The organism is Flavobacterium ranwuense (assembly GCF_004349315.1).
GTDB lineage: Bacteria > Bacteroidota > Bacteroidia > Flavobacteriales > Flavobacteriaceae > Flavobacterium > Flavobacterium ranwuense.
The window spans coordinates 113,164-131,532 of the sequence record NZ_SMLH01000007.1 but is presented as its reverse complement, the minus strand read 5'-3'; the positions used below and the strand labels follow the sequence as shown (position 1 = coordinate 131,532).

General features: G+C 31.2%; 11 protein-coding genes. 9 read left to right on the top strand and 2 right to left on the bottom strand.

What is annotated here, in order from left to right; genetic code table 11:
• Positions 1-3: 3 nt before the first annotated feature.
• Positions 4-4,410 (bottom strand): translocation/assembly module TamB domain-containing protein, encoded by a 4,407-nt coding sequence (locus E0I61_RS12275; protein ID WP_132071751.1) that lies wholly within the window; start codon positions 4,408-4,410, stop codon positions 4-6.
• Positions 4,411-4,635: 225 nt separating this feature from the next.
• Between E0I61_RS12275 and tsaD the strand changes: the two genes are divergently transcribed.
• The 8 genes from tsaD (at position 4,636) to E0I61_RS12235 (ending at position 12,572) form a co-directional block, all read left to right on the top strand.
• The gene (tsaD, locus tag E0I61_RS12270; protein ID WP_132071749.1) at positions 4,636-5,658 is read left to right on the top strand and encodes a tRNA (adenosine(37)-N6)-threonylcarbamoyltransferase complex transferase subunit TsaD; all 1,023 of its coding nucleotides are present in this window, start codon (positions 4,636-4,638) and stop codon (positions 5,656-5,658) included.
• Between the two features lie 3 nt (positions 5,659-5,661).
• Positions 5,662-6,372, top strand: a complete 711-nt coding sequence (locus tag E0I61_RS12265; protein ID WP_131995136.1) for a 16S rRNA (uracil(1498)-N(3))-methyltransferase — start codon at positions 5,662-5,664, stop codon at positions 6,370-6,372.
• Between the two features lie 19 nt (positions 6,373-6,391).
• Positions 6,392-7,030, top strand: a complete 639-nt coding sequence (locus tag E0I61_RS12260) for a DUF4159 domain-containing protein (RefSeq protein WP_132071747.1) — start codon at positions 6,392-6,394, stop codon at positions 7,028-7,030.
• 509 nt (positions 7,031-7,539) lie between these two features.
• On the top strand, positions 7,540-8,484 hold the full coding sequence (locus tag E0I61_RS12255) for a zinc metalloprotease (RefSeq protein WP_132071745.1): 945 nt from the start codon (positions 7,540-7,542) through the stop codon (positions 8,482-8,484).
• A 219-nt stretch (positions 8,485-8,703) separates the two neighbouring features.
• On the top strand, positions 8,704-9,651 hold the full coding sequence (locus E0I61_RS12250) for a zinc metalloprotease (protein WP_132071743.1): 948 nt from the start codon (positions 8,704-8,706) through the stop codon (positions 9,649-9,651).
• 76 nt (positions 9,652-9,727) lie between these two features.
• A complete protein-coding gene (locus E0I61_RS12245) occupies positions 9,728-10,819 on the top strand; it encodes an AI-2E family transporter (RefSeq protein WP_131995148.1) in 1,092 nt (363 codons plus the stop codon).
• Between the two features lie 2 nt (positions 10,820-10,821).
• A complete protein-coding gene (locus E0I61_RS12240; protein ID WP_131995151.1) occupies positions 10,822-12,003 on the top strand; it encodes a class I SAM-dependent methyltransferase in 1,182 nt (393 codons plus the stop codon).
• A 2-nt stretch (positions 12,004-12,005) separates the two neighbouring features.
• Complete coding sequence (locus tag E0I61_RS12235) at positions 12,006-12,572, top strand: hypothetical protein (RefSeq protein WP_131995154.1); 567 nt, start codon at positions 12,006-12,008, stop codon at positions 12,570-12,572.
• A gap of 3 nt (positions 12,573-12,575) precedes the next feature.
• On the opposite strand, the gene ddpX is transcribed toward E0I61_RS12235, so the two are convergent.
• Positions 12,576-13,235, bottom strand: coding sequence for a D-alanyl-D-alanine dipeptidase (ddpX, locus tag E0I61_RS12230; RefSeq protein WP_132071741.1), 660 nt, complete (start codon positions 13,233-13,235; stop codon positions 12,576-12,578).
• A gap of 876 nt (positions 13,236-14,111) precedes the next feature.
• Here ddpX and E0I61_RS12225 point away from each other — a divergent pair.
• Positions 14,112-18,317 (top strand): hybrid sensor histidine kinase/response regulator transcription factor, encoded by a 4,206-nt coding sequence (locus E0I61_RS12225; RefSeq protein WP_132071739.1) that lies wholly within the window; start codon positions 14,112-14,114, stop codon positions 18,315-18,317.
• The last annotated feature ends 52 nt before the right edge of the window (positions 18,318-18,369 follow it).

Here is an 18,369-nt window from a genome sequence, read left to right as displayed (position 1 = left end):
TCATTAGTTTTCCTCAGGAAGTAAACCTTCTTGATTTTTCTTGATCTTTTTTGTACTGGATTTCTTAGGCTTAGAAAAATTTATATAATCTGGAGACATATCAGAATCTTGATCTTCGGCAACTGGCACGGTAGCTCTGTCAATTTTTAGGTTTTTAAAAATTTTATTGACTAACTCTTTAAAAGTATCAAAATCTACCTCATAGGAGACCCCTAAACCTTGTGTATACCCAATTCCTTGACCTATATAATTAATGTCATTTTCTTTATTAAAAAGGCGTAAATTAAGTGTTCCGTCTTCATTAACTCTATATAGAACTTCAACATCTCCTACAATTGCTGATTCATTAATCCCTCCAAAAGGAACACCTAGTTTTCCGTTAATTGTAATCCTTTCATTTATTTTTGATGAAATTGTTGCTACAAATCGTCCATCCGTTTCTTTTCCTATTCTTCTATCGGCACCAATAAAATTGAGACCCACTTTAAATTTCTCATCATCAGATTGTATGATTCCACCTAATATACTAGAAGCTGTCTCAAATAAACTTCCTGAAAAATCAGATTGGCTTACTCCTTCCGGACTTAAGAAACCACCAGATGATAACAAATACAAGGCTTGTGTTTGTCTTACATCCTTATCATTTAATTTATATTGAATTTCTGATTTCAAAACATTACTTACTGTTGGAAATTCGATATTAAAATCAGGCTCTGGACTGGTCAAATCGCCTCGAATACCAATAACTACTTCAACAGGCACTTTAGTATTAAAAGATGAGTTATCTAATAATACCGCAGGATTTGCTGTCGTTTTATATACCGCTTCTAGGTTTAATTGCGCTCTCATCGGATTACCTTCCCAAGAAATAGAACCTCCTTTTTTAACTGCAAATTTCTTATCAATAAGGCCTCCATATTTAAAATTATAGGTTCCTTCATACGCCTGAAAATCTCCCCACATATTAAATTTTCCTAAAGTATTTATTTTAAACAATAATGATCCAAAACCTTTTCCTTTCATTCCATGACCAGTATTTCGGTCTAAAATCACTTCTACTTCGGCATCTGGAGTAATATCAAAATCAAACTCTAATTCCAGTCCGTTATAATTTCTGGTATTATCAGTAATACCATTTTTCAAATTGTATTTTTCTTGAGCAGTCACAAAATGAAGAAAAACATTATCACTTACACTTTCGGCATTATTAATAGGGATTTTTATAGCCGTTCCTTTTTCAGATTTTGCGTCTACTTTTATAAACAAAGAATTCGTTGGTCCTTTTATAGTGGCGATACCATTGATAAAAGCAGTTCCATAATAAGCGGCATCTTCGCTGTCTTGAGTATCTAACGCTAAAAGCCTTTTAGAATTAATAGCTAAATCTAATTTCCAATCTGCAAAATTATTATGTTCAATACTTCCGTTTAATTTCCCTGTTGTTCCGTATTTAGTATCCGTAAGTGTATTATTCCTAAACAGGAATTTCTCATCAGTAAGATCAATAATTGTATTGTTACTCAATGCATAATCAACATTCAAATACGGAATAGTTATACCAGCTTTATCTAAAAACAAACGTCCATTTATATTTGGTTTTTTAAGATTTCCCTCAATAGTGGAATTTCCAGATATAGAACCTCTAATATTCGATAAAACTTCTCCGCCCAATGAATTTAGAGTTGCAATATTAAACTTCTCGAATTTTAGTTTTAAATCAAGAATCGTTTCTTTGTTAACTATTTCAAAGCTTCCATTCGCATTAAAGGATTCCAAATTTTCATTTTCTAAATTAGAATTTATTGCAAACTTTCTGAGACTTTCATCGCCTTCAATATCAAAATTCAAAGTACCTAAATCCGTTTTATTTACATTCAAATTATCAATTACGATAGAAGATGTGGGCTGATAAACATTATTATTTTGCTTGAAATTTACCTCGCCATTAATATTTCCATGCGCAACAAACTTATTATTGGCGGGCGTAATTTGGTTTAGATCTACATCTTTAAAGCTTAATTTCAAATCCTTAATATTCGCGCCTTTAAAAGCACCCATTAACGAAATAGACTGATTTTCATGCGACAATATTATATTATCAATATTGAAGTTTTTAAATGATTTATCAAAAACAATCTGATTATTTGGCGTTTCATTTTCATTCAAAAACCAAAGATAGTCCTTGAATTTAACTTCTGATTTACTGATTCCAACTACATTATTATTGGCAGCATTGATCGTATGATATAAATTCAGATTAAAATAATCTTCTCCTTTTGATCCGCCTTTAAATTCAGAACGAAAGAACAAAGTATCTTTCATGGTCACATTTATCACACTAAAATCACGAATTTTATAATATTTAGTTTTGATACTGTCCAATTCAATGTAAGCATTATACAGTGGATTTTTATTGTCTACCGAAACTCTAATGTTATCAAATATATTATTGGAAGCTATGATTTGAGGCGAATTGAAATTAAGTTTAAATTCTTGATTATCAGAATCTATATTACCTTTAACTATAGTATTAGAACCAATTGAAATATCAGGATAAAATATTTCGATGATTTTATTATAAATCGAGAAATTAAATTTAAGAAACTGTCCTTTTTTTACCTTACTAGGTTTGAAATTTGTGTAAAGACTTCCCAAAGAATTTTTTACTAAATTCTCTACTTGATTGAATTCATATTTACCTACAATTTCACCCTCAACAATATCCGGAGAGTTTACTGTTATGGTTCTTATTCTGTTTTGGTCGAAACTGGAAATTATAGTAAAATCATCAAAATTGTAGATTCCCTTTTTGTTTTGATAAGACGTTTTATTAATGTAAACATTTCCCTGAAAATTTTCTATATTGTTTCCAGAAGCCTCAACTACAACATCACCTTTAAAAATAGAAACAGAATCTTTTACTAATTTTAATTTAGTTAAATCTGCATTTTCAACATTGATATGAAAATCGTATCGGCTGTCTTTTTTACTTAAATCCAATAAACCGTCAAAAGTCATACTCAAATTAGGATCATTTATAGATATCTGACCTTTATAATTAGGACTTTTTAGCTTTCCGTCGACAACAATATTAGTGTAATTGTAGTTTTTATAATCTATTTGACTAATATCTCCTTTGATTTCAGTATCAAGATATTCTCGTTTAAAACCTTTTCCATCTACATCAATATTCAAACTTACGCTACCTAACTCTTTTTGATCAAATAATGTCCCAATATCAAAGTTTTCTAAAATCACATTCCCTAAATAGGAAGCCTTATCAATTACATCAATATTTTGTATTTCTAAATTAGAAGTTACTTTTCCTAATGCGGTAATCATAGAAAAATCAGCGTCAACGGCTGTAGTTGAAACACTAGAAATTCCTCTAGCGGTAAATCTTCCTAATTTTTTTAAAGAAGTAGGTAATTTATTTCCTAAAATATTGGGAAGTATTACGATTAAATCATCGTAGCTGGACGTTAACTTATCAAACTTAGCATACATCGAAAATTTTTGCCCTTTTCTAGCAAACAAATTTTTAAAATTGATATCACCATTAATTCGTGTCTTACGGTCATCAACTAATTCTAAATTTTTAAATTTCAAATCATTAAGAGTTCCTTTTATACTTGCTTTGGTATAAAAATGTTGGTTCCTGCCTAATTCTTTATAAAAATAACGAATGTCATTTGAAGCAATTGATGCTGCGTCTAATTTTATATCAAACTGGACCTTATCCGTAAAATTAGAAAAATCTTCAATTTTATATTTTAATAAAACCGTCCCTTTCAATGTTGATTCTTTGGTCAACAAATCAAGATTTTCCAGCTTTATATTCTTTCTTGAATAACTGAATTTTGAGCTTAAATTTTTAACATACAAACCACGAAAATCCAAAAATGACATTCTATCAATCATGGTGGTAACATCTGGACCGTATATTTTAAAATCAGTTACAGAAGCGTTAAGTTTAGTAAAATCTAAATCTTTAGGATTCTCACGATTGTCATCTGTCAAAATAAAATGACCATCATAAATTTTCAACTTGTTTGCTTTTAGTAAAAATTTCTTGCTTGATGGTCTTCCAGTTTCAAAAGCGGCAATAAACTTATCGAGATTCGATTGTTTTTCGTTTTTGTACGTTCTTAAATTAAAAAGTAGCCCATGCAAATCTAAATCATCAAAGATTAAATCTCCATCGAGCATTTTTTTACCTTCCAAAATAGTTGTTGAAATTCTATTGGAATAAATTAAAGTATCTTTATGATGATCACGAATTAATACTTTTTTAAATTTTACCCCTCCAAAAACTGAAATGGCAACTTCATCAATGCTAATATTAGTACCAAAATCTTTATTGATACTATTTGTAAAATATCGAGCAATTTTTGTTTGAACAAATGGCATGGTAAGAGCAATAGCAAGCACCAACAAAAGTAGGATTAGTCCAAGTAGAGAACGAAATACTATTTTTTTAATTTTTTTGATACCTATATACTATTTAAATTTTCTAATATTTCATTTTGCCTTTGGAAACGGAAGCACCTTAAATAAAAATTCTTTAATTTTGGCTGCTACAAAACGATTTTTATAATCGACTTGTCAAATGTAATTCAAAATTTGTGCCTTTTTATGCAAAATCCTGAGGTTTTTATTCTTGCCATCGAAAGTTCCTGTGACGATACCGCTGCTTCCATTTTACAAAACGATAAAGTGTTGTCAAATGTTGTGGCAAATCAGCTTATACATAATCAGTATGGTGGCGTGGTTCCTGAACTAGCTTCTCGTGCACATCAACAAAACATAGTTCCGGTAATAGATGCCGCGCTTCGTAATGCAAATATACAAAAAGAACAGCTATCGGCAATTGCCTTTACACAAGGTCCGGGACTTATGGGGTCACTTTTAGTAGGAAGTTCGTTTGCAAAATCGATTGCTCTTGCTTTGCAAATTCCTTTGATTGCTGTAAACCATATGCAAGCACACGTTTTAGCCCATTTTATAGATGAAGAAGGATATGAGAAACCTACTTTTCCTTTTTTGGCTTTGACCATTAGCGGCGGGCATACTCAAATTATAAAAGTGGACGGCTATTTTGACATGACTGTTATTGGAGAAACCACTGATGATGCGGTAGGTGAAGCTTTTGATAAAAGTGCAAAAATATTGGGTCTTCCCTATCCAGGCGGTCCTTTAATTGACAAATGTGCACAATTAGGAAATCCAAAAGCCTTTGCATTTACAAAACCAAAAGTTCCAGGATTGGATTTCAGCTTTTCGGGTTTAAAAACGGCTATTCTCTATTTTATTCAAAAGAAAAAAATAGAAAATCCAAATTTCATTACCGAAAACCTCAATGACATTTGCGCTTCCATTCAACATACGATTATTGAAATTTTAATGGACAAATTAAAATTGGCAGTAAAGGAAACCGGAATAAAACAAATAGCAATTGGCGGAGGAGTTTCTGCAAATTCTGGAATTCGAAGCACATTAAAAGAAACAGAGAATAAATACGGTTGGAAAACCTTTATTCCTAAATTTGAATACACTACCGATAATGCTGCAATGATTGGAATTGTAGGTTATCAAAAGTTTTTATCACAAAAATTTGAAACTTCTTCTGTCGTTTCTAAAGCAAGAATACAATTATAAATTATGCAATTATTCTACAATCCAAATATTACTGAATCTACAGAAACTTTTTCTTTTGAAAAAGAAGAAAGCAAACATATCATTAAAGTACTACGCAAGAAAGATACAGATATATTATTTGTAACCAATGGATTAGGTTTTTTATTTAAAACAGAAATTACATTAGCTTCGGATAGCAAATGCACCGTTAAAATTCTTTCATTTGAAAAAGCACCAGCTTCAAAATTTCATTTGCATTTGGCGGTAGCACCAACTAAAATGAATGATCGTTATGAATGGTTTCTGGAGAAAGCAACCGAAATAGGCATACACGAAATCACACCTATTATCTGTGATCATTCTGAGCGAAAAGTCATTAATAATGAACGATTTGATAAAATTTTGTTGGTAGCTATGAAGCAATCTAATGAATTATATTTGCCCAAATTAAATGATGCTGTAACTTTCAAAGAATTTATTAAACTTGAAAAAGGAGGTTTAAAACTGATTGCACATTGCGAAGAAACAGAGAAAAAAACACTAAAATCAGTTTTGAAACCCAATGAGAATATAACATTACTCATAGGTCCAGAAGGTGACTTTTCGGAAAAAGAAATTGCTTTAGCACTTGAAAATAATTTTATACCAGTTTCATTAGGCAATACTAGATTAAGAACTGAAACCGCAGCAATTGTTGCCTGTCATAGTGTAATTTTTGTCAATGAAGAAAAATAAGAACTGATTTTATATAATTATGAAAAAAATATTTTATCTACTGTTATTATTTTCAATACCAACATTTTCACAAGAAATTGCTTTGGTTAAATATAGCGGTGGTGGTGATTGGTATGCAAATCCTACTTCTTTACCCAATTTGATAAAATATTGCAATGCCAATATCAATACCAAAATAAAAATAAAACCGTCAACTGTTGAACCCAGCAGCCCAGATTTATTTTCGTATCCGTACATCCACATGACAGGACATGGAAATGTTGTTTTTAATGATGCTGACACTAATAATCTTAAAAATTATTTACTCGCCGGAGGGTTTCTTCATATTGATGATAACTATGGTATGGATCAATATATTCGAAAAGAAATAAAAAAAATATTCCCCAATAGTGACTTAATCGAAATCCCAGCCAATCATGCCATTTTTCAAAAACCGTATTCATTCCCAAACGGATTGCCAAAAATACATGAGCACGATGGAAAACGACCACAAGCCTTTGGAATATTTGTAGAAAATAAATTAGTGTTGCTTTACACCTATGAATGTGATTTAGGGGACGGTTGGGAAGATCCAGAAGTCAATAACGACCCGATTGATGTTCGGGATAAAGCATTAAAAATGGGTGCCAATATTATTAGTTATATTTTTAATAATTAAGAGTTCTGTTTTCAAGATTCCATTTCAAAACGACCTATTCAAATTTAGATTTGAATAGGTCGTTTTCTTTATAAATGATATTTTTTTATTTGTTTGATCTAAATAATTTAAAAAAAATTCCGAATTCGGATGGACAAAAAAATCTCTCAAAGAAATAGATGTTACACCTACAATTATTAAAAATAACATCCAAAAGTTTACTTCCAACAAAAATAAAAAACATTAATTTCATATACATTTATGACATTATTTTATTTAATGGCAAAACATCTCTTAAATGACTTCATTATAACTATATTTTTTAGATTTAGAATTTTACTAAAAAAAATTGTATGAAAGTACTTCTAAATCAAAAATCGTGAAATTAGCTAAAAGCAGTAAAATCAATAGAATGATTTTTTTTTTAAATTTTTTTTTAATTTTTTTTTTAATAAAATTTTTTTTGTGAAAAAATTGTTATAAAATTGTGAAATAATTAACCAAATCTATTAATTTATAACAAAAATTTTATGAAAAAAATTCTTTTATCTGCCGGAGCATTATTGATGCTTTTCTCTTGTCAAAATGACACAACAGAAGCAGCACCAGAAACTAGTGCTTTAGCACGACGCGGTTGTGCATCTCAAGAAGTTCTAGCTGCACAACTAAAAGCTGACCCAAAATTAGCTTTAAGAATGAACGAAATTGAAGCATTTACTCAAAAAGCAATGGTAACTGGTCGTTTAGTAAATGGAAAAGTTGAAATTCCTGTAGTAGTAAATGTATTGTACAAAACTGCTGCAGAAAACATTTCTGATGCTCAAATCCAATCTCAAATTGATGTATTGAATGAAGATTTCAATGCAACTAATTCAGATTTCAGCAGTACTCCTGCTTTATTCTCTGGAGTTGCTGCAAATGTTGGTATAACTTTCGTTTTACAAAGTGTTGTTAGAAAATCTACTACTACAACATCATGGTCTACAAATGATGCTATGAAAAAATTACCAAAAGGGATTGCTCCTACAACACCTACTACAGTTTTAAACATGTGGTCATGTAATATGGGTGGTGGTATTCTTGGTTATGCACAATTTCCTGGCGGAGCTTCTGCTACTGATGGAGTTGTAATGGACAACAATGCTTTTGGACGTGTCGGAACAGTTTCTGGTGTTTACAATTTAGGAAGAACAGCTACTCACGAAGTAGGTCACTGGATGAACTTACGTCACATTTGGGGTGATGCAACTTGCGGAAGTGATTTAGTTTCTGACACACCTACACACAACACTGCTAACTATGGTGTTCCAGCTTACCCACATTACAGCACTTGTACTGGTACTCCAGTAGAAATGACAATGAACTACATGGATTATACTGACGATAGAGGAATGTACATGTTCTCTAACGGTCAAAAATCAAGAATGGCTGCAATTTTTGTTTCAGGTGGAGCAAGAGCAGGTTTCGGAATATAATTTTTTAGTCTTTTAGAATTTAAAACTCGCTACTTGTTAGCGAGTTTTTTTGTTTTGAATAATGAACAATCAATTTGTGATTTATAAAAAAACAATTTCTAAAACCTTGATTTGCAGTCAATTATTTTACGCCTCCTTAGCATTATAATGAGAAAATAATCGTAAATTGCTTATCATTAACCTGATAAAGAGCAATTTACAACATAAAAAACTGCAATTATGAAAAAAATTATTTTATCCGCAACGGCATTTATAATGCTTTTTTCATGTCAAAATGAAGAAACCGAATCAACCGCTCCATCAACAAACTCAATCGTTCAACGTGGTTGTGCCTCACACGAAGTACTGGAAGCGCAATTGAAAGCCGATCCAACATTAGCTTTAAGAATGAACGAAATTGAAGCTTTTACACAAAAAGCGATGTTAACCAATCGTTTGGTAAACGGTAAAGTTGAAATTCCGGTTGTAGTGAATGTATTGTACAGAACAGCAGCTCAAAACATTTCATTGGCACAAATTCAGTCTCAAATTGATGTGTTGAATCAAGATTTCAATGCGACTAACTCAGATTATAATTCAGTTCCTGCTTTATTTTCAGGTGTAAAAGCCAATGTAGGAATTACTTTTGTATTGCAAAGTGTCGTTAGAAAATCTACAAATACAACTTCATGGTCGACAAATAACGCCATGAAGAAGTCAGCAAAAGGAATCGCTCCTACAACACCTACAACCGTATTGAACATGTGGTCTTGTAATATGGGTGGAGGTATTTTAGGTTATGCACAGTTCCCAGGCGGAGCTCCTTCTACAGACGGAATTGTTATCGATGATAATGCATTCGGAAATACAGGAACAGCTTCTGCACCATTTGATTTAGGACGAACTGCAACCCACGAAGTGGGCCACTGGATGAACTTACGTCACATTTGGGGCGATGCAACTTGCGGAAGTGATTTGGTTTCTGACACACCTACACACAACACGGCTAATTATGGTGTTCCAGCTTACCCACATTATAGCACTTGTACTGGTAATCCAGTAGAAATGACAATGAACTACATGGATTATACTGATGATGCAGGAATGTACATGTTCTCTAACGGTCAAAAATCAAGAATGGCTGCAATTTTTGTTTCAGGCGGAGCAAGAGCAGGTTTCGGAATATAATTTTTTAATTTTTTAGAATTTAAAACTCGCTACTTGTTAGCGAGTTTTTTTTATCTTTATAACCTAAAATAGCAATATGATTACATCTAAAACCATTTCAAATGGCATTCTCAAAGCATTAATAACAACGGTTTTAGTTGGTTTAATCTTGTTCTTCTTCTATAAAATTCAATCTGTACTAATTTATCTAGTTGTATCTTTTATACTTACATTAATTGGAAATCCTATTTTAGACTTTTTCAAAAAAAGATTAAAGTTCAATCATCTCTTTGCAACAATAGCAACTTTGTTTATTTTTATACTAATCATATTCGGTTTTATAATGATGTTCATTCCTTTGATTTTATCTCAAGGAGAAAATTTGTCGCTTTTAAATACAACAGAAATTGAAAAAAACATAGTCCAGTTAATCAATCAAATCACTGTTTTTTTAGACAACCACCAAATTGATTCCGCACAAGTTTTAAAGGAAGCAAACATTACCTCTAAAATAAATTTTAATTTCATCCCTAACTTTTTAAATACAATTCTAGGCACAATTAGTAGTTTGAGTGTAGGATTAGGTTCAGTACTATTTATTACTTTTTTCTTTCTGAAAGACCGGTTAATATTCATTTTAGGAGCAAAAAAATTAATCCAAAATAACCATGAAGATCAGATTTTAAATTCTTTAGAAAAAATAAACTACTTGTTGTCGCGTTATTTTATTGGATTATTACTTCAATTATTTATTGTATTCCTTTTATACCTAATTGTATTGTTTATTTTTGGAGTTCCAAATGCCCTTGTTATTGCATTTTTATGTGCGGTTTTGAACATTATCCCATACATTGGTCCTCTTATAGCATCCTTTTTAGCGGCAATTCTAACTATGTTAAGCAATCTGGGAAGTGATTTCCAATCTGAAATTTTACCGACCACCATTTATGTTTTAATTGGTTTTTGGATTGTTCAAATTATCGATAATAATTTATCTCAGCCAATTATTTTTTCTAAAAGCGTAAGTTCACATCCGCTGGAAATATTTCTTGTAATCTTAATTGCAGGTTTCCTTTTTGGAATACTAGGAATGATTGTGGCAGTTCCTTTATACACCATAATTAAAGTAATAGGTAAAGAATTCTTCCCGGAAAACAAAATCATTCAACTATTAACTAAAGATATTTAATTTTGGATATAAGGATTCTAAATGTCGAAATACAGACGTTTATCAATGACAATATTAGCAAAAGCATTTCGAAGTTAGCACTGCAAAAAAATCCATTTCCAGATGTAGATTGGATTTCTATTTTGAACCAAATTGAAGCTAAAACAAAAGCAAAAGATAAATTGCCGAATTGGTTCTCAACCAAAAACATTATTTATCCAAGTAAAATTTCAATAGAACAAACTTCATCCGAAAAAACAGCAGCCTATAAAGCTTCAATTGTAAATGGCGAATCTCTAATTGATTTAACAGGAGGTTTTGGAGTTGATGATTACTATTTTGCAAAAAAAATAAAAACAGTTGCACATTGCGAAATCAATCCAGAGCTGTCAAATCTAGTAAAACACAATTTCAAACAATTAAATGTTTCCAATATCACCTGTTACACTGGAGACAGCTTAGCAACTTTGTCTTCTTTAAATTTAAAATGGGACTGGATTTACATTGATCCTTCCAGACGAAATGATGACAAGGGAAAAGTATTTATGCTTAAAGATTGTTTACCTAATGTTCCGGAAAATCTTGATTTTTATTTTACCAATTCAAATGCTGTTCTAATAAAAACTGCCCCTCTTCTTGATATATCAGCGGGTTTATCTGAATTAAAACATGTAAAAACCATTCATATCGTAGCCTTAGAGAATGAAGTAAAAGAATTATTATGGGAATTGCACAAAGATTATTTTGGAAATATAAATATCAAAACCGTTAACATTGTTAAGGATCAAACCGAAACATTTGATTTTATTTTGGGCGAGGATTCTCAATTTCCAAACTTTAGTTTACCTCAAAGATATTTATATGAACCCAATAGCGCTATTATGAAATCAGGTGGATTTGATGAAGTAAGCTCATTTTATAATCTAAACAAACTACAAAAACATTCTCATTTATACACATCAACTGCCTTAATATCCTTTCCAGGGCGCATTTTTGAAATTCAAAAGACATTTCCTTATAACAAAACGGAAATGAAAAGTCATTTAGAAAAGACTCAGGCAAATATCACAACCCGTAATTTTCCTGACAGCGTAGAAACCATTCGAAAAAAATGGAAAATAAAAGATGGAGGAAATGCATATTGTTTTTTCACAACTGATGAAAATAATCATAAAATAGTTTTAATTTGCACCAAAATATCATAAAAATGAAATACGTTATTACACTAACTTTATTGTTCTTCAGTCTGCATATATTTGCTCAAAAACCTTGTGATTACAGTACAAATGTTACCGATTCTTTAGGCACATACAAATCAACAAAAGAATACATAATTAACGAGAAAAATTTCGCGGGGAATTCCAGTTATATTTTTTATTCTTTGGCATTAACAGATGGATTACCAACATTGAGTGTGCAGTTAATTCAAAAAAGTAAAGACTTTTTGAAAGCGAATTGTTTTGATAAAAATTCTAAATTATTTTTACAGTTAAATAATGGAAAAATAATCACATTGGTACATATCGATCAAGAAAATTGCGGTACCATGTTACGCGATGATAAAGGATTTGATAATAGAGTTAATACCGGTATTTTCATGTTTATGAAAGATAGCTTTGAAGAATTAAAAAGCTCTCCAGTATCAATGATGCGTATTAAATATTTGACAGATACCGAAGATTATATCCTCAAAAAAGAGTTTAAATCAGAATTAACAAATGAAATTTACAATCCGGAAACGTATTTCATTGACAATTTAAAATGTATTGAATAGCGGCTATTTACAGTCCCATTTAGTATTAGAGACTTTATCATTCAAACCTGACTTCAAATTGTAATGCCACCATTCTGAATCAAAAGAATTGAAACCACTATTTGTCATAACTGTTTTCAATACTATTCTGTTTTGTTTTACTTCATCTGAAACATTTGGATAATTGTGGCTCGCTTCAATTCCAAAAAAATCAAAAGAAGTCCCCATATCCAACTCTTTCCCATTGCTATCAACCAGAGTAATATCTACTGCTCCTCCTCTATTGTGGATAGAGCCTTTAGCAGGATTTGCTACATATTCCGGGTTAGATACTATTTTCCACATTTTTTTCTGAATATCCAAAGGGCGGTAACAGTCAAAAATTTTGATTTTATAGCCCTTTTTTATAAACTTCTTATTAGCTTCAACAAGTGCAGTAACGGTTTTTAACCGTAAAAAACATTCCGCACAATCATACACTTTTGCTTTTAGGAAATTATCGGTTGTAGCATATTTCATATCATAGATAAAATCCTGGCTGTATTCTTTTAAATTTACAAATGTAGTATCATTGATAATTGAACTGTTTTTTTCTTGAGCATCAGAAATGATGGTTTGCGATTTGCAGGAAACAATACAAAAAACAGAACAAAGGAGTATAAATGGTTTGAAGCAGGAAATCATAAACGCTATTTTTTTATAAAAATAGAATAATTAAAGGAATTTCAGGAAATATAAAAACAAAAAAAACGATACTATTTCTAGTATCGTTTTAAGTGAACCACTTGGTACAAAACTAGAACCTTTTATTGGAAGATTTGAACCTTTTGAGTGAAGCGTCAGAAGTTTAAAAGGATTATTGGAGGGCATTTCGATTCCGGTTTCAATAGGGATTACAGCCAAAAACCTTATGCTTATTTTGACATTTTTTGATGCTTTAAAAATTTTGCAATTAATGACTAAAATCATTTCGCGCAGCATCATCTAGCTCACCAAACATGCTCACTGATTCTCTTATAACTGACCTTGATAGTGTAATTGCAAACCATTTTATATATGATTTAAATAAATTGGCAATGTGGAATTCAACATGGTTTGCTATTTTAGAGGAAATGCTAAGTATATAATAAGTTTATATAGAGATCAGAAGCATCATTGATAACAATGTCTAAAAGCAGACAGTTATAGTTTTCGTGTTCTATTAAGAGATGAGCTAATTGTAGAACAAGTTCATGAAAATTCTAAAAGCATATTACGTCTTTTGTAATCAATTAGCTATGTTCATTTAATTTTTTCAGAACAATTTTAAGTTAAAATAGTTGAATTCTTACATATGTTGCTTGCCCATCAATCTTATTCTAATGATGACTTTTTTTGTACATTTGATTACTTAATAATTACTTCGATTTTATTAAATTTTATTTTTTTTGTATAAGTTATATACCGTCAAAATGATTGGGATACTAACTTGATATATGTTGCAACAACAAAATAAAAATAATAGATACAATAGTTTTATAATAGCATTATTCATTTCAGAAAAACCAAAAAAATATTATATTGAAATTTAAAAATTTATTCATCAGCCTTGTTTTTATAGGACTTGTTTCTTGCAACAATAAAGAAAAATCTGCATCTTTAGATAATTCATTGGCTCATCATCAGAGAGATAAGAAATCTGAAATCCATAATAATAAACCGCTTATAGATTCATCTAAAACTTTAGACCAAAAATATTCCTTGGAACAACTTGATAATACCAAGGGATTGTCAAATAGTTCTGTTAATTCTATTTTTCAGGATTCTGAAAATTTGCTTTGGATTGGTACTTGGGATGGTTTGAATCGATATGACGGAAATAGTTTTAAAATTTTCAGACCTGAATTAGATAATGAAAACAGCCTGAGTAATCAGGTGATCCTTAAAATTGATGAAGATGATAAGGGAAGAATTTGGATATTGACTATTCATGGAATTAATAGGTATGACAAAAAAACGGATACATTTCAAAAGTATTATTTTTCCAGAGAAAATAAGCCTCCGTTGTCAGAATCAGAATTTAATATGGCACTTGATACTTCAAAAAAAGTATTTTGTGCTGTAAAAGACTGGGGAATTGGTTACTACGATGGTGCTGTTTTTCAATTGTTAATCGCTAAAAATCTTTCAAAAAAAGCAGTTAAAAAAATGGAGTTCTCGCCTACAGGCGAACTATTGGTCTTGTTTGAGAACAATGAACTTTATGCTTTATCGCTTAAAACTACGAATAACGGCAAAAAAATAATTTCAAAAGCGGAATTAGTTTCAAAAAATATTCGGACGTTTGGAATCATATCCAATCAGAAAATCTGCAGTATCTCAACAACAGGAAACGCAGTTTTACATTCTTTGGCGGATAAAAAAACTCAGGCACTTCCAGATAAAAAAATTAAAACCATCATCGGGCATATTTCTGAAGGACTGGTGATTTCTGGCGAATCAGGATATTTTATTATCGATAACTCAGGAAAGAGTATTGCCAAACCATGGTTGAAATACCTGAATAATCAAAAGATCACAACATTAATTCAAGGGACAGAAAATGTGCTTTGGACAGGAACTGATGGCGATGGATTATTTAAAATGTATCCGCTAAAAAAAGCCTTTAATTTAATTTCTAAAGCTCAGGTTCCTGATCTTGATGGAGGTATTGTCAGAACATTTTTGGAAGTGGAAGGCCATTCTTTCTTAGTTGGAATAAAAGGGAAAGGATTATTTCGCTTTCCGTCTAATTTTTATCTAAACCCGGAGAAAGCGTTACAATATGAAAACTTTAATGAAAGTAACAGCTCCATTAATAATGCCGTATTTGCTTTATGCAAAGGGCAAGATAATATGGTTTTTATAGGAACTGACGGAGATGGCATTACTGTTTTTGACTTAAAAAAATCAAGGCTTATCAGTTGGTCAGAAATTGATGGAAATGAACAATGTGATTATTTTAAGTCAACCTATTCTATTTATCAGGATAAAAAAGGATTTATTTGGCTTGGAACTAATGGCTATGGGATGGTTCGTTGTAAAATAGAGCGTTCAGGAGAAAAATTAAAAGTAACCGAATTCAAGAAATATCTGGCGAATAACACTGGTGATAAATCGTTAAGTAGCAATATTGTTTTTTCGATAATTCCGAAGAATGACAATCAGCTTTGGATAGGAACCCGATTGGGAGGTTTGAATCTATTTGATAAAGAATCAGGTCAATTTCGCACTTATAAAAACATCAAGAATGACCCCAAAAGTCTATCCAATAATGATATTTTGTGTTTGCAGAAGGATGCTAATAACAGACTTTGGATAGGAACCAGTTTTGGGTTGAACTTATTGGAAGATTTAAAAAGTGACGGAAGCGCCGTTTTTAAAAGTTTTACTGTTAAAGATGGACTTCCCAATAATACCATTCATGGAATTGTCTCTGATAAAAAATCTAATCTCTGGATAAGTACCAATTTCGGGCTGTCAAATTTTATACTTAATAGTTCTAAATTTATTAATTATACAAAAAACGAAGGACTGCAAAATAATGAATTTGCAGATGGGGCTTTTTACCAAGATCTTAAGTCGGATTTTGTTTTTATGGGAGGAATAAAAGGATTTAATTATTTTTTGCCTCAAAAAATAAAAGAATCCTCTCTTGTTCCAGATATTCTTATTGATAAAATTAGCGGACAAAATCAAGCGATTCCATATTATCAGGGATTAGTGATAGCTCCCAATTCTAATACTCACCCTTCAATCGTTTTAAATCACGATCAAAACTTTTTTGACATTGAATTAGCGGCTTTGACATATATCAATAACGAAAAATGCCAATATGCCTATCTATTGATGAATTTTGATAAGGACTGGAACGCAATTAATAATCGAAGAATTATATCTTTTACCAATGTTCCTAAGGGAAATTATTCCTTGTGGATAAAATGGACTAATAGCGATGGGGTTTGGAGTAAACCGGTTCATGCTATTGATATTCGTATCAAACCAGTGTTCTGGCAATCAAATCTTGCTACTGTAATCTATTTAGTATTGATTGCACTTTTTATACTCTTTGTCTTGAGTTATTATAAAAAACGCCAATCATTGAGCCAAAATATGCTGCTTAGACAAAGAGAAGAAGAACTTCACGAAAACAGGCTTACCTTTTTTACGAATGTCGCCCATGAATTTCAAACTCCTTTAACTTTGATTGTTGGGCCTGTTCAAAAACTATCAGAAACAGCAAATCTCAGCGAAAGAAATCAGAAGTTCATTCAGATGATTCAGCGTAATTCTTCAAGATTATTGTTTCTAACACAGCAATTATTGGAATTCAGAAAAGCGGAATATGATTATTTAGAAGTGACTGCAAGGGAATTTGATTTGGTTAACTTGATAGAGCAAATCGCCGAATTGTTTGATGAATGGGCATTAGATAAAAATATAGATTATAATCTCGATATTCCGTCTTCATTACCCGGATGGTTTGATAAGGATAAAATTGAAAAAATAGTATTTAACTTAATGTCAAATGCTTTTAAATATACTCCTGTATATGGAAAGATTGATCTTAAATTCCACATTCAGGATGAGGGTTCAAAAAGATTAACCATCACTATTGTAAATACCGGTAAAGGAATTCCAAAAGAGAAATTAGATTCTCTCTTTGATCGATTTTTTCTGTCTGATACGAATAAAGGGATTGATCATGATATGTTTAGAACAGGTATTGGATTGGCCTATATTAAAAAACTGGTTACAGTATTAAGAGGCGAAATTTTGGTTTCAAGCGTTGCCAATGAGAAGACCACCTTTATCATTCTGGTGCCTTGCAGCAAAGACGCATTCAGCGAAAAAGAATTGGATGTAGAAGCAAGCCCGATTTTGATTTCTCAGCATCTTAAAAATATCCTTGAAGAAATTCCAAGCAAGTCTGATGATACTCCAAATAAAATTTCATCGCTTGAAGGTCTTGAAGACAATCGTAAAACGGTTTTAATAGTCGAAGATGAGAAAGAAATTCATCTGTTTTTGGATGATTTATTAGGAGAAAAATATAAAATTATTACAGCCTATAATGGTGTTGCAGCCTTAGAAATTCTTGAAAAAGAAATCCCTGATATTATCATTAGCGATGTAATGATGCCTTTGATGGATGGTGTAGAACTTTGTAAAAAAATCAAAACAGACATCAAAACCTGTCATATTCCGTTTATTATGCTTACGGCAAAAGATTCGGTTATACATAGAATTGAAGGTTTGGAAAGCGGTGCTAATTCTTATATTCCGAAACCTTTTTATCCCGATCATTTATTAGTGCGAATCCAAAAATTGCTGGAAGAAAAAGAACTCATATTAAAACATTTTTCCCAAGATACTTTGGTTGAAAATTTATCTGCTCTTCCCATAAATAACGAGGAAAAAGATTTTATAAAAAAGGTGATTGAACTTATCCGTAATAATATTGACAATGAAAATCTTCAAAGTTTATTTATTGAGAAAGAATTAGGGATCAGTAATTCGCAATTGTATCGAAAAATTAAACAGCTTTTCGGGTTTACTCCCGGTGATTTAATTCGGACTATACGATTGAAGTATGCAGCGGAACTTTTGCGTAAAAATGTATTGACCGTTTCTGAAGTTTGCTACCAATCGGGTTTTAATAACCGTTCCTATTTTTACCGTGAGTTTAAAAAAATATATAATACCACTCCTAAAAATTACCAATTGAAATACAAAGCTAAGTTTTAGATTGTTTTTGTAAAATACTGAAAAACAACATGATTTAATACAGGTGTACACT

Bases quoted from the DNA above. Each gene is read 5' to 3' on its own strand.
- E0I61_RS12275 (WP_132071751.1), bottom strand. From the start codon at position 4,410: ATGCCATTTGTTCAAACAAAAATTGCTCGATATTTTACAAATAGTATC.
- tsaD (WP_132071749.1), top strand. From the start codon at position 4,636: ATGCAAAATCCTGAGGTTTTTATTCTTGCCATCGAAAGTTCCTGTGAC.
- E0I61_RS12265 (WP_131995136.1), top strand. From the start codon at position 5,662: ATGCAATTATTCTACAATCCAAATATTACTGAATCTACAGAAACTTTT.
- E0I61_RS12260 (WP_132071747.1), top strand. From the start codon at position 6,392: ATGAAAAAAATATTTTATCTACTGTTATTATTTTCAATACCAACATTT.
- E0I61_RS12255 (WP_132071745.1), top strand. From the start codon at position 7,540: ATGAAAAAAATTCTTTTATCTGCCGGAGCATTATTGATGCTTTTCTCT.
- E0I61_RS12250 (WP_132071743.1), top strand. From the start codon at position 8,704: ATGAAAAAAATTATTTTATCCGCAACGGCATTTATAATGCTTTTTTCA.
- E0I61_RS12245 (WP_131995148.1), top strand. From the start codon at position 9,728: ATGATTACATCTAAAACCATTTCAAATGGCATTCTCAAAGCATTAATA.
- E0I61_RS12235 (WP_131995154.1), top strand. From the start codon at position 12,006: ATGAAATACGTTATTACACTAACTTTATTGTTCTTCAGTCTGCATATA.
- ddpX (WP_132071741.1), bottom strand. From the start codon at position 13,235: ATGATTTCCTGCTTCAAACCATTTATACTCCTTTGTTCTGTTTTTTGT.